The sequence below is a fragment of the Alteribacter natronophilus genome (assembly GCF_006007885.1).
Lineage (GTDB): Bacteria > Bacillota > Bacilli > Bacillales > Salisediminibacteriaceae > Alteribacter > Alteribacter natronophilus.
The window spans coordinates 310,939-323,865 of record NZ_VCRO01000003.1 but is presented as its reverse complement, the minus strand read 5'-3'; the positions used below and the strand labels follow the sequence as shown (position 1 = coordinate 323,865).

Annotated in this window: 10 protein-coding genes; 9 read left to right on the top strand and 1 reads right to left on the bottom strand. The window is 49.6% G+C overall.

Going from position 1 to position 12,927, the window contains the following annotated elements:
- Positions 1–238: 238 nt before the first annotated feature.
- A complete protein-coding gene (rnhC, locus tag FGB90_RS11550; RefSeq protein WP_138810992.1) occupies positions 239–1,219 on the bottom strand; it encodes a ribonuclease HIII in 981 nt (326 codons plus the stop codon).
- A 134-nt stretch (positions 1,220–1,353) separates the two neighbouring features.
- Here rnhC and zapA point away from each other — a divergent pair, with 134 nt between their 5' ends.
- The 9 genes from zapA to FGB90_RS11505 all read left to right on the top strand — a co-directional run bounded on the left by zapA (position 1,354) and on the right by FGB90_RS11505 (position 12,927).
- On the top strand, positions 1,354–1,623 hold the full coding sequence (gene zapA, locus FGB90_RS11545) for a cell division protein ZapA (RefSeq protein WP_138810991.1): 270 nt from the start codon (positions 1,354–1,356) through the stop codon (positions 1,621–1,623).
- Between the two features lie 5 nt (positions 1,624–1,628).
- On the top strand, positions 1,629–2,174 hold the full coding sequence (locus tag FGB90_RS11540; RefSeq protein WP_138810990.1) for a CvpA family protein: 546 nt from the start codon (positions 1,629–1,631) through the stop codon (positions 2,172–2,174).
- A gap of 112 nt (positions 2,175–2,286) precedes the next feature.
- Positions 2,287–4,014: a DNA polymerase/3'-5' exonuclease PolX gene (polX, locus tag FGB90_RS11535; protein ID WP_138810989.1), complete on the top strand. Its 1,728-nt coding sequence runs from the start codon at positions 2,287–2,289 to the stop codon at positions 4,012–4,014.
- A gap of 27 nt (positions 4,015–4,041) precedes the next feature.
- Positions 4,042–6,405, top strand: coding sequence for an endonuclease MutS2 (locus FGB90_RS11530; protein WP_138810988.1), 2,364 nt, complete (start codon positions 4,042–4,044; stop codon positions 6,403–6,405).
- Positions 6,406–6,417: 12 nt separating this feature from the next.
- Positions 6,418–6,828: a DUF350 domain-containing protein gene (locus FGB90_RS11525; protein ID WP_138810987.1), complete on the top strand. Its 411-nt coding sequence runs from the start codon at positions 6,418–6,420 to the stop codon at positions 6,826–6,828.
- Positions 6,829–7,394: 566 nt separating this feature from the next.
- The gene (locus tag FGB90_RS11520) at positions 7,395–9,095 is read left to right on the top strand and encodes an AMP-binding protein (protein WP_138810986.1); all 1,701 of its coding nucleotides are present in this window, start codon (positions 7,395–7,397) and stop codon (positions 9,093–9,095) included.
- A 304-nt stretch (positions 9,096–9,399) separates the two neighbouring features.
- Positions 9,400–11,112, top strand: a complete 1,713-nt coding sequence (locus tag FGB90_RS11515) for an AMP-binding protein (protein ID WP_138810985.1) — start codon at positions 9,400–9,402, stop codon at positions 11,110–11,112.
- Between the two features lie 326 nt (positions 11,113–11,438).
- Positions 11,439–12,023: a fatty acid metabolism transcriptional regulator FadR gene (fadR, locus tag FGB90_RS11510; protein ID WP_138810984.1), complete on the top strand. Its 585-nt coding sequence runs from the start codon at positions 11,439–11,441 to the stop codon at positions 12,021–12,023.
- A gap of 124 nt (positions 12,024–12,147) precedes the next feature.
- Entirely contained in the window at positions 12,148–12,927 is a 780-nt protein-coding gene (locus FGB90_RS11505; RefSeq protein ID WP_138810983.1) for an enoyl-CoA hydratase, read from the top strand.

Sequence of the window (12,927 nt, the reverse complement as noted above, 5' to 3'; positions counted from 1 at the left end):
TGGAAGGAAATCTCACCGAATACGGGAGAGCCGGATCCTAAAAGGCAGGCGGCGGAAAGTGTATGTAAAAAGAAGAGGCTGGGATTTTATATGCTGACTCCTGCGGGAGGAAAACCGCAGGTGAGACCACGCAGGGCGAAGCACTCGGAGGCTCAGCCGCTTCCCGCGGAAAGCAGCATATATTTCAGGAGAGCGATTTAAAAGAACCGATCTGCCCTTATTTAACAGCGGAAGCGTCTCATCGTTTGACGAGACGCTCGGCTTTGGCAGTATTGGCAAAATGCATTTTCGTGTATTTTCGGAGTGTTTCCTTACCTTTTTTCCGAATGATCGCAGCAGCAGCCTGATCGACTTTCGGCCCTGCTCCTTTCGGTACGGGCATGCCAAGATCTGCTTCGAGACGATCCATCTCCCGGATAAAGGAAAATCGTGCGATGACTGATGCAGCCGCAATACCGACGTGAAGGGACTCTCCTTTAGTGGCAAAGTAGAGCGGCATGTTCCGTTCCCACTTATGATTGCTCTGACGCAGGTAATTGAAGTAAACACCGGGCTGGCAGAACTGGTCGATAAACGCTCCTTCCGGCTCGAGACCCTGGGCGTCACATTTTTTCAGCACATTCATAATTGCCTGATGGTGCATCATTGCTTTCATACGCCCCTGATTCCAGCCTTTTTCCTGCAGGGAGTTATATTTCTCATTCGACAGGGTAAGGAGGCTGTAGGTGGAATGCTTCACAATTTCCGGTGCAAGTTCACGGATCTCAGGATCCTTGATCGTTTTGGAATCACGGATTCCCATCGGTTCAACGGCTTTCATCTGTTCTTTAGTCAGATAGGCACATGCAACAGTAATGGGACCGAAGAAATCGCCGGTCCCTGCTTCGTCACTTCCCAGCAGCAGGCGTGAGGGAAGGTTTTCGGCAGGCGGGGCATATTCGTGGCTGTCCACAGCTGACCTGCCTGTTCCGGATGTTTTATTCTTTGCTGTTTTTGCACCTGCACCCGTGGCGCCGGCAGCTTTCCACCTGGAGGCTTCTGTTTCTGCACCGCCTCCCTGGAACAGCACTTTCCCCGAGCGGTAGGCTGTAATCGTGCAGCCTCCTGTTTTTGCAGCAAACAGGGCGTGCTGAGGGGGGTGGGCTGTACTGGTTCCTGAATAATGATCTTTCATTTTATGTAACAGCTCACTGTTAACTTTAAGTACTTCGTGGCTCATAACGTCCTCCTTATCGGTTAAGACTCAAATTAGAGTATAATCAACAGGGCGGCAAACGTCACGCCCCGTTTTAACTTTTATTTGAAATATTTTCATTCATCATTCATCATGTTATGATAGACTGTAGGATTATTATGACGAATGGGGGCTTGTCGGTGGGAGACGGGACGGGAAAAAGTCGAACAATCGTTACAATCTATGGACAGCAGTATACGATCGTCGGAAAAGAAAGTTCTGACCACGTCAAGAAGGTTGCTGCCATTGTCAATAATAAAATGAAAGAAATAAAGGGGAGTAATCCCTACCTGGATACAGGAAAGCTGGCCGTGCTGGCTGCTTTAAATATAGGAGATGAGCTCGTAAAGCTCAGGGAGAACACAAATAAAGAGAAAGACGGGGAATAAAACACATGTTGAGTCTGATTTTGTTTATTGTATTACTTATGAGCTTCATGATCGGTTTCAGGCGCGGTCTGATTCTCCAGCTGGTTCACCTGCTCGGTTTTGTCGCTGCTTTTCTCGTGGCCTGGTTCTATTACCAGCCATTCGCTGAATACATAAGGCTCTGGATACCTTTTCCAACGTTTGGCAACGAACTCATGCTGGAGGCATTTTCCGCCGAGGCCGTATACTACAACGGGATTGCCTTTGTTATTATCTTTTTCGCAGTTAAAATTCTCATGCAGATTATCGGGTCAATGTTTGATTTTCTTGCACACCTTCCGATTCTTTCCACGGTCAACAGCTGGCTGGGGGGAGCACTCGGGTTTCTTGAAGGTCTCCTGATCGTTGTCATTCTGGTTCATCTTGGGGCCATTATACAGATCGACTTTATTCAGCAGATGCTGCAGAACTCGACTGTCGCCCAGCTGATTTTCGAATATACACCAGTCATTTCGAATCAGCTGAAAGAGCTGTGGCTCGATGTGGCAGCCGGAGAGACTTCCTTTTTCTAATAAAGGGAGTCTTTTCTTTTGTCTGTCCTCCGGCCGATCAGTTGCGGGCGGATGCCGGGATTGGATAAGATGATAGGTGACGTGACCAACTTAAAAAATGAGGTGACGGCTGATGGCCGCTTTTAATAAAAAGGAAATTATCCAGACACTCGAACAGATTGCTGTTTATCTTGAAATTAAAGGAGAAAATGCGTTCAGAGTTTCCGCTTACAGAAAGGCCGCCCAGGCACTGGAACGGGACGAGCGTACGATGGCGGAGATCGGTGATCCCTCAAAGCTGAAGGGAATCGGTAAAGGGACGGCTTCCATCATTACCGAACTGATGGAAGAAGGGAAATCCTCTTTTCTTGATGAGCTTAAAGAAGATATTCCATCGGGTCTTGTGGCCCTCCTTTCCCTGCCTGGTATGGGGGGCAAGAAGATCGGCAAACTGTACCAGGAGCTGGGTGTGGAAAACGCAGACACGCTCCGAAAAGCGTGTGAGGAGAAAAAAGTGCAGAGTCTTGCCGGATTCGGGGCGAAGACAGAGGAAAAAATCCTGAAAGCGCTGGACGAATTCGGAAAGCGTCCGGATCGCCTGCCCATTGCACATGTGATGCCGGCAGCAGCGGAGATTACCCGCAGGCTGAATGAGTTTACCGGGATAGAGCGGTTTGAACTTGCCGGAAGCTTCAGACGGGGCCGCGAAACAGTGAAAGATCTTGATTTCATCATATCCACCTCAGATCCGGAAGAGGTAGGCTCACAGATTACGATGATGGAAAACATTGAAACCATTGTAAGTAACGGCGTGACAAAGATCAGTGTCGAACTTTCGTTTGGGGACAGGCTCGTTGTCCCTGTTGACTTCCGTATGGTTGAGGACGAAGCCTTCGCATCAACGCTCCATCACTTTACGGGATCAAAGGATCACAATGTTCTCATGCGCCAGCGGGCGAAGGAGAAAAACGAAAAGATCAGCGAATACGGGGTTGAATCGACTGAGACAGGTGAAGTAACCACATTTAAGGATGAAACCGGATTTTTTGCCCATTTCGGCCTTCCGTACATCCCGCCTGAGATCCGTGAAGGCTATGATGAGCTTGAAACAGAGGAAGAAGATTTAAATCTTATAAAGGTTTCTGATATAAAAGCCGACCTTCATATGCACACTACCTGGAGCGACGGAGCCCAGTCCGTCAGGGAAATGGCGGAAGCCAGCCGCGGGATGGGCTATACCCACATGGCGATTACCGACCACTCCAAATTTCTCCGTGTCGCCAATGGTCTCGATGAAGAAAGGCTGAAACGCCAGCAGGAGGAAATCCGTAAAGTGAACGATGAATTCAGTGATTTTACGATTCTTACAGGAATTGAAATGGACATTCTGCCTGATGGATCCCTGGATTTTTCCGATGACATACTGAAGGAAACCGACTTCGTCATTGCCTCTATTCACTCGGCTTTTAAGCAGGATGAGAAGACAATTATGAAGCGGCTGGAGACGGCGATGAATAATCCATACGTGGCAATGGTCGCCCATCCGACAGGAAGACTGATCGGCCGCCGTGACGGGTACCCGGTGGATATGGAACGCCTGATCGAAATGGCTGCCGAAACAGGAACCATCCTCGAACTGAACGCCAACCCAAACCGCCTTGATCTTGCATCGGAGTACGTGAAGAAGGCACAGGAACAAGGCGTGAAGATCGGGATAAACACCGATGCCCATAAAGCGGACATGCTGGCCCACATGCAGACAGGTGTGAAAGCAGGTCGCAGAGGGTGGCTCAAAAAGGAAAACGTTGTGAATACATGGGACGTGGAGACGCTCTTAAGTTTCCTGAGTAAAAATCGCTGATATACAGTACAGGAGGTGACCCCTGATATGAAAAGGGTCAGCCGTATTTTGGAATATGAAAAAATGAAAAAACAGCTCATGCAGCACGCCGGTTCAAGCCTGGGAAAGCGCCGGGTGGAAAAACTCATGCCGGCCACTGATCTGGAAGAGGTCAGACACTCCCAGGAAGCCACCTATGAAGGGACTAAGATTCTCCGGCTCAAAGGACAGGTCCCTCTTGGGGGAATCCGTGATATCCGGGCGTCGATTAAACGGGCGGCCATCGGGGGAATGCTCAATGAGCAGGAACTTCTGGATATCGCCTCCACCATCTACGGAAGCAGACGGTTTAAGCAGTTTATCGAACAGTGCGAAGAGGACGAACTCGGCGTACCGATACTGGCCGGGCTCGCTGCTTCCTATGTTCCCCTGACCGATCTCGAGCGGACGATTAAGCAGTCCGTCGATGAAAACGGCGATATGCTGGATTCTGCCAGCAGTCAGCTCAGATCAGTCCGTCAGCAGATCAGAAGCAATGAATCGGCAGTCCGCTCAAAGCTCGAAAACATTACCCGCTCCGCTTCCGGGCGCAAAATGCTCTCTGATGCCATCATCACCATCCGTAATGACCGCTTTGTGATCCCGGTTAAACAGGAATACAGAGGACAGTTCGGCGGGCTTGTCCACGATCAGAGTTCATCGGGAGCGACACTGTTTATTGAACCGGACGCGGTAGTGTCCATCAATAACCAGCTCCGTGAAGCGAGGGTGAAGGAGCGTCAGGAAATTGAACGGATTCTTCACGAGCTTACAGCTGAAGTGGCTGAATCAGAGCACGAGCTTGCGCAGGTAACCAATGCAATGGAAGAAGCGGACTTCGTCTTTGCAAAAGCCTACTACAGCAGGGAAATAAAAGGAACACAGCCAACGCTCAACGGAGAAGGGCGGCTTGATTTTAAAAAGGCCAGGCACCCGCTGATCCCGGCTGAAGAAATCGTGCCGATTGATGTGGAACTCGGCAGCGCTTTTCAGTCCCTTGTCATAACCGGGCCGAACACCGGTGGTAAAACCGTTACGCTTAAAACGATCGGCCTTCTGACCCTTATGGCACAGTCAGGCCTTCACATTCCTTGTGAGGAAGGTTCGGAAGCAGCGGTATTTAAAAAGGTGTTCGCCGATATCGGTGACGAGCAGTCGATTGAACAGAGCTTAAGTACATTCAGCTCACACATGACTAACATTGTCAGCATCCTTGACGACCTTGATCACGAAAGTCTCGTTCTTTTTGATGAGCTCGGTGCCGGAACCGACCCGACTGAAGGTGCGGCACTGGCCATTTCGATACTTGATTACGTATACAAAGTCGGGGCCCGTGTGGCAGCAACGACGCACTACAGTGAACTGAAAGGATACGCCTACAACCGTGAGGGCGTCATGAATGCGAGCGTGGAATTTGACGTGGAGACGCTGCGTCCCACATACCGTCTCATGATCGGGGTACCGGGACGAAGCAATGCGTTTGCCATCAGCAGACGTCTTGGTCTCCGGGAGGACGTGATCGAGGAAGCCCAGAGCCAGATCGGGGCGGATACAAATAAAATCGAAAACATGATCGCATCCCTCGATGACAGCCGGAAGCAGGCTGAGCGTGAGATGGAGGAAGCGGCTGAACACCGTAAAGAAGCAGAGCGTCTCCACCGCGAACTGGAGGCGGAAGTGTCCCGTTTCGAAAGTGAAAAAGAACGGGCAATGGAAAAGGCGGAACAGAAGGCGAAAGAAGCCGTTCAGAAAGCGAAACAGGAGGCCGACGATATCATCGAGTATCTCCGGGAAGTGCAGAAGTCGAACCCTGCGATTAAAGATCATGAGCTGATCGAGGCGAAAAAGATGCTCGACGAGGCCTCCCCTGAACTGAAAGGCAAAACGAAGCAGAAGAAACCGAAAAAACCATCGTCTGTACAGGCAGATAAACTAATGCCCGGTGATGAAGTGAAGGTTATCAGCTTCGACCAGAAAGGCCACATCGTGGAAAAGGTGAGCGACAGGGAATTTTACGTACAGCTCGGCATGATGAAAATGAAAGTGAAAACGGCGGATCTTCAGTATCTCTCAAGACCAAAGCAGGAACACAAAACCCCTCTTGCCGCTGTTCGGGGCAAGGAAGCCCACGTAAAGTCCGAGCTTGATCTTCGGGGCGAGCGTTTCGAAGATGCCATGCTCATGGTGGACAAATATCTTGATGATGCCCTCCTTGCAGGCTACCACCAGGTTTCCATCATCCACGGAAAAGGGACCGGGGCTTTACGAAAAGGGGTTCAGGAAAAACTGAAACGCCACCGCAGCGTAACATCAACAAGAATGGGCGGCATGAATGAAGGCGGATCCGGCGTGACAGTGGCGGAACTAAAGTAGGGAGTTTTGGTCATGAAAGCCTTATTCGGACACGATTTTATCTATACAGCCGGGATATACAGCACAGTAGTAATGGCGATCATCGTGTTTCTTGCTCTTTTCGAGCTGGTGACACGGTACTCGGCGTGGGAGGAAATTAAAAAGGGAAACACTGCAGTTGCCATGGCCACAGGCGGCAAGATTTTCGGCACAGCCAATGTGTTCCGTTACTCAGTGGAGGCGAACGATACTGTCCTTACTATGCTCGCCTGGGGTGCCTACGGGTTTCTGCTGCTTCTGTTCGTTTATTTTATCTTTGAATTCCTGACACCGGGATTTAAAGTGGATGAAGAACTGAGGCAGGGAAACCGGGCTGTGGGTCTTATCTCGCTGACCCTTTCCGTGGCCCTCTCCTACGTGATTGGCGCAAGTATTCCGCATTAAAGCATTAAAAGCAGGTGAAATACGATGGAAACGTTATGGAAAGTCCTCGCCGTCCTTTGCGCAGGCTTTATCATTGCAGGCTTCGTTTATGTATTTTTCTTCAGTTAAAGCCGGATCCGGCAGGCCTCCCCTGATTGGTCCGGGAGGCCTGCCCGGAAAAGGCAGGCCTGCGGCGTGAAACGAGCTTCTGCCGGGAATTCTCTCAGTGATGTACAATATTTAATCTGGTTTTTTTAGGCAGAAAGAACTAATGAACCGGGCGGCCTTCATAAAAATGGCCGTCTTTTTATGTGGTCCCAGGCATAGATATATACAGGTGCGTACAGCTTTACTAAAAGAAAATTCTAAAAATTCCTGCAAACAGCTTTATTATTGTAAACGATTTCATTAAAATAGGAATAAGGGAGGAGGATGTCCAAAAGGTGAAAAGAGCATGACAGACACGGCTCGGTTCATTCCCGCTTCCGGCAACGGAATCCTTTCGAAAGGAGAGATCACGAACGCCGCTGTTCAAAGAGAAGCAGTCTTTTTGATCATGTCCTGATAAGGAAAGGGAGGAAAAGAGTATGGAAACAGTTACACAGAAACCCTGGTTCCAGCACTACCCGGAGGAAATTCCAACCACAATCGATTACGAGGTCCGGACGCTGCAGAGCTATCTGAAGGAATCCGCAGAGAATTTTCCCGACAAAGCCTGTCTCCACTTTATGGGCAAGGAAATGACTTATGCGGAAGTGTATGAGGAGTCCCTGCGTCTGGCTGACCAGCTCGGAGCCCTTGGTGTGAAACAGGGTGACAGAGTGGCGATCATGCTTGCAAACACCCCTCAGGCCGTTATTGCCTACTATGGTGCCCTGTTCGCAGGTGCCATCGTTGTTCAGACCAACCCTTTGTATGTGGAAAGGGAAATTGAACACCAGATGAACGATTCCGGGGCAAAGGTTATGATCTGTCTGGATCTTGTCTATCCAAAAGTGGCAAACGTCAAGGACCGGACAGAGCTGGAGCACATCATTGTTACGGGTATTAAGGATTATCTGCCGTTTCCAAAGAACCTGATTTATCCGTTTATCCAGAAGAAACGGACAGGGATTAAGGTGGAGCTTGAGTACAATGATCGTCTTCATTCCTTTAAGGAACTTCTGAAGCAGGGGAAGGCGCAGGAGAAGGAGTTTGACATCGATCCCAAAGAAGATCTGGCACTGCTTCAGTATACCGGCGGTACAACCGGACCGGCAAAAGGGGTCATGCTTACTCATTATAATCTTGTCGTCAATACACTTCAGTGTAAACACTGGATGTACAAGATGAAGCCCGGTGAGGAAACGGTTGTTGCCGCTCTGCCATTCTTCCATGTGTACGGTATGACTACAGTCATGAACCTGGCAATCCGGATGGGTTTCAAAATGATTATCATGCCGAAATTTGAACCTAAGGACATCCTGAAAGCAATTCAAACGCACAAAGCAACGATCTATCCGGGAGCGCCGACGATGTATATCGGGCTCTTAAATCACCCGGATATTGAAAAGTACGATCTGTCTTCCATTAAGTGCTGCCTGAGCGGATCGGCACCGCTTCCGGTTGAAGTTCAGAACAGCTTTGAAAAAGTAACGAAAGGCAGTCTGGTGGAAGGATACGGCCTGACAGAAACGTCGCCGGTAGCTGTAGCCAATCTGATTTGGGGAAATCGGAAGACCGGCAGTATCGGCATCCCGTGGCCGGACACAGACGTTGCCGTTCTTGATGCAGAAACGGGTGACATTGCGGGCCCGGGCGTAACAGGGGAAATTATGATCAAAGGGCCGCAGGTGATGCGCGGCTACTGGAATAATCCCGAAGCGACCAAGGCCTCTTTTAAAGGGGAATGGTTCCTTTCCGGTGATATGGGTCACATGGATGAAGACGGTTATTTCTACATCGTGGACCGGAAAAAGGATATGATTATTGCCGGAGGGTTCAACATTTATCCTCGTGAAATCGAAGAGGTTCTCTACGAACACGAAGCGGTCCAGGAAGCGTGTGCCATCGGTGTACCTGACCCATACCGTGGCGAGACGGTAAAAGTGTTTATCGTGAAAAAAGAGGGCAGGGAACTCACTGAAGAGGAGCTTGAAGCCTACTGCCGTAAACATCTGGCAGCGTACAAAGTTCCGAAACTGGTGGAATTCCGCGATGAACTTCCAAAAACCATGATCGGAAAAATTCTGCGAAGAGTTCTGGTGGAAGAAGAGCGTGCGAAAAGTGAAAAACAGGAGCAGACTTAACCTGAAACACCCGCTGACTGGAAGCGGGTGTTTTTTTACGCCAAAAAGAGGGGAATTGTCATAATAATTATTCAAGAATATAAATTTGAAAAAATTTCACAAATTCTTTGAAATCTGTAATCGTTTTCATTAGAATGAAGGATAGAGAGAAGTTTGTCCCGGACGGTCTCCGGCTGATCCGCGGGGGAGGTGCTGCACAGGCTCTGCGCAGCATTCGCGGGGGAATTCGGCTGACTGTTGCATGTTCTGCGGCCTGCTGGCAGCGGACACCTTTTTGAAAGTGAGTGTTGAAGGAGGTCTTTTCATGGAAGAACGACTCGCACGACCGTGGCTGGAACATTATCCTGAAGGAATTCCGCACAGGATTCAATATGAGGAAAAAGCGCTTCAGACCTACCTTGAGGAAGCGGCTCATGAAACACCGGATAAAGCGGCCCTTCACTTCATGGGCAAGGAAATGACTTTTGGGGAAGTGTACGACGAAGCGCTGAGGTTTGCCAACGCGCTCCAGGATCTCGGTGTAAAAAAAGGCGACCGGGTTGCCATTATGCTTGCAAACACCCCGCAGTCTGTTGTTTCGTACTACGGCACCCTGCTTGCCGGCGGGATCGTGGTCCAGACAAATCCGCTTTATGTGGAGAGGGAGCTGGAGCATCAGATGGCCGATTCGGGAGCGAAGGTGATGATCTGCCTGGATCTTGTTTATCCGAGAGTGGCCAACATACTTAATAAGTCGAAGCTCGAGCATGTTATTGTAACGGGAATAAAGGATTATCTTCCGTTCCCGAAGAACCTGATCTACCCGTTTATTCAGAAAAAGAATACAGGAATCAAAGTGGATATCTCCTATAACAGCAAAACGCATTCGTTTACTGAACTCCTGAAAAAGAGCAGGGCGGAGGAAGTGAATGTGTCCATTGATCCTGCTGAAGACCTTGCGCTGCTGCAGTATACCGGGGGTACTACAGGGGTGGCCAAGGGTGTCATGCTTACCCACTATAACCTGGTGGCCAACACTACCCAGGCTCTGCGCTGGATGCACAAAATTGATCACGGCAACGAAGTGATTCTCTGTGCACTGCCGTTTTTCCACGTATACGGCATGACGGTAGGCATGAACTTTTCGATTATGGACCGTTCCAAAATGGTGATTCTGCCGAGGTTTGATCCTGCACAGACACTCAAAGCGATCCAGAATCAGAAAGTAACCATCTTCCCGGGAGCGCCGACGATGTATATCGGGCTCATCAACGACCCGAAAGTGCAGAAATACGATCTTTCCTCTGTTGAGGTCTGTATCAGCGGATCCGCTCCTCTGCCGGTGGAAGTACAGGAGCGCTTTGAATCCCTTACAGGAGGCAAGCTTTCCGAGGGCTTCGGCCTTACTGAAGCATCACCGGTTACCCACTTCAACCTTATGTGGGGCAAACGGCCGAGTGGCAGTATCGGTCTTCCGTGGCCGGATACGGACGCAGCTGTTCTTTCCGCTGAAACGGGAGAACAGGCAAAGCCCGGTGAAATTGGTGAACTTGCGGTTCGCGGTCCCCAGGTAATGAAGGGTTACTGGAACCGTCCGGAAGATACGAATGCCACGTTCAGTGACGACTGGCTTCTGACAGGTGACATGGGCTATATGGATGAGGAAGGCTACTTCTATATCGTGGACCGGAAAAAGGACATGATTATTGCCGGCGGGTTTAATATTTACCCCCGTGAAGTGGAAGAAGTGCTCTATGAACACGAGGCCATTCAGGAAGCGGTCGTCATCGGTGTTCCTGACCCTTACAGAGGTGAAACCGTAAAGGCGTTCGTCGTATTAAAAGACGGGAATGAACTTACGGAAAAAGAACTGAACGACTACTGCCGGAAGAACCTGTCCGCCTACAAAGCACCGAAACAGTTTGAATTCCGTGACGAGCTGCCAAAGACTATGGTCGGCAAAGTCCTTCGCCGGGCACTCGTGGACGAAGAGAAACAGAAACGCGAAAAAGAAGCTGCCCAGGTAAAGAGCAGCTGACAGTAAAGAAGGCATCCTGCGGGGTGCTTTCTTCTTATTTGTTGTTTGTAATGCCCGAAGACTCCAGCGGAAAAATGAGTCGAAGGAGACCCGGAGGGCGGTCTTCCCGAGGAGGCTCATCGCCAGTCCGCGGAAAGCGAAGGGCATGGAGGCTGTCCTGAATATACCGCTGCCTGTCCATCAGCACCCGAACATGCTATCATAAAAAAACAGGTGAATTCATTTGACACAATTCCCGTTGTGCAATAAACTATACATAAAGTGAATGAATGGTCATTCATTTTTAGCTGGTGGATGACCACAGGATTGGCTGAGGAAGTGAAGATATGGCAAAGAAAAAAGGAAAGAAGTTTGATCAGATTATCGATGCTGCCGTTGCAGTGATCGCCGAAAACGGCTATCACCATTCGCAGGTATCAAAAATCGCAAAAAAAGCCGGCGTCGCTGACGGCACCATTTACCTCTACTTTAAAAACAAAGAAGATATACTTATCTCTCTCTTTGAAGAAAAAATGGGCCGCTTTGTGGAACGGAGCAAGGAAAAACTCGCTCACGAATCTGACGTTGAGGAAAAACTGAAGCTGCTGATCGAAATGCATCTCCGGCAGCTCGAAGCAGATTACGATCTGGCGATTGTGACGCAGCTCGAGCTGAGGCAGTCCAATATTGACCTCAGAAACCGGATTAACGAAGTACTGAAAGGGTACCTCGGTCTGATCGATTCCATACTGAGAGAGGGAATGGAAACGGGCTTTTTTGCACGGAACCTCGATGTCAGAATGGCCCGCCAGGTTATTTTCGGCGCCATCGATGAGGTGGTAACCAACTGGGTTATGAAGGATCATAAATACGAACTCGTTCCGCTTGCGGAACCGCTGAACAAAATGCTTCTGTCCGGGCTGCGATCGTAAGCCCGGGAGAAGTCCCTGCAGGTCAAATTGCGCCCGTAAAAGACGGAATCTTTCTTTTTTTCTTAAAGGTGAAAGCGTTTTAATGTCGAATACAGTTAGTTGAGATCGAAAGGAGTGACGCCGCTTGAGCGAATACAGCTATATCAGTACAAAAACAGAAAACAGAATCGGATACCTGACACTTCAGCACTCACCGGCTAATGCCCTCTGTCAGCCTATCTTTAAGGAAATGAATGATGCCCTGGATCAGTTCGAGAACGACGATGATGTAAAAGTCATCCTTGTTCACGGAGAAGGACGATTCTTTGCTGCAGGAGCGGATATTAAGGAATTCACAACAGTGGAAAATGGAGCGGAATTCCAGAAGATGGCTGAAAACGGCCAGCGGGTATTTGACCGCATCGACGCTTTTCCAAAACCGGTCATCGCAGCCATTCACGGTGCTGCACTCGGTGGAGGACTGGAACTTGCCATGGCCTGCCACATCCGTTTTGCAGGGGAGAAAACAAAGCTCGGCCTTCCTGAACTGCAGCTCGGACTTGTTCCCGGATTTGCCGGCACACAACGGCTTCCGAAGCTGGTTGGCCGTTCCAAAGCCACGCAGATGCTGCTTACATCCGAACCTGTCACAGGACATGAAGCGCAGCAAATTGGACTCGTTGACGCCGTATTTGAAGATGAAGCAGTTCTCGGGGAAGCACAAGCACTTGCGGAAAAAGTCGCCTTAAAAGGCGCGGTTGCTGTCCGTAATGCCCTCAGACTTCTTCATTATGCCGACTACGGTGACGGGGACGGCGGGAAAAAAGAAGCCGAATCCTTTGGCGAAGTCTTTGAAACAGAAGATGCGAAAGAAGGCATCGATGCCTTTATGAACAAACGTCAGCCTGTTTTTAACGACCGCTGA

What these genes read in the sequence shown, in the direction of transcription:
- polX (WP_138810989.1), top strand. Translation starts at nt 2,287, where the DNA reads ATGGCCGCTTTTAATAAAAAGGAAATTATCCAGACACTCGAACAGATT.
- FGB90_RS11525 (WP_138810987.1), top strand. Translation starts at nt 6,418, where the DNA reads ATGAAAGCCTTATTCGGACACGATTTTATCTATACAGCCGGGATATAC.
- rnhC (WP_138810992.1), bottom strand. Translation starts at nt 1,219, where the DNA reads ATGAGCCACGAAGTACTTAAAGTTAACAGTGAGCTGTTACATAAAATG.
- FGB90_RS11540 (WP_138810990.1), top strand. Translation starts at nt 1,629, where the DNA reads ATGTTGAGTCTGATTTTGTTTATTGTATTACTTATGAGCTTCATGATC.
- FGB90_RS11515 (WP_138810985.1), top strand. Translation starts at nt 9,400, where the DNA reads ATGGAAGAACGACTCGCACGACCGTGGCTGGAACATTATCCTGAAGGA.
- FGB90_RS11530 (WP_138810988.1), top strand. Translation starts at nt 4,042, where the DNA reads ATGAAAAGGGTCAGCCGTATTTTGGAATATGAAAAAATGAAAAAACAG.
- zapA (WP_138810991.1), top strand. Translation starts at nt 1,354, where the DNA reads ATGACGAATGGGGGCTTGTCGGTGGGAGACGGGACGGGAAAAAGTCGA.
- FGB90_RS11520 (WP_138810986.1), top strand. Translation starts at nt 7,395, where the DNA reads ATGGAAACAGTTACACAGAAACCCTGGTTCCAGCACTACCCGGAGGAA.
- fadR (WP_138810984.1), top strand. Translation starts at nt 11,439, where the DNA reads ATGGCAAAGAAAAAAGGAAAGAAGTTTGATCAGATTATCGATGCTGCC.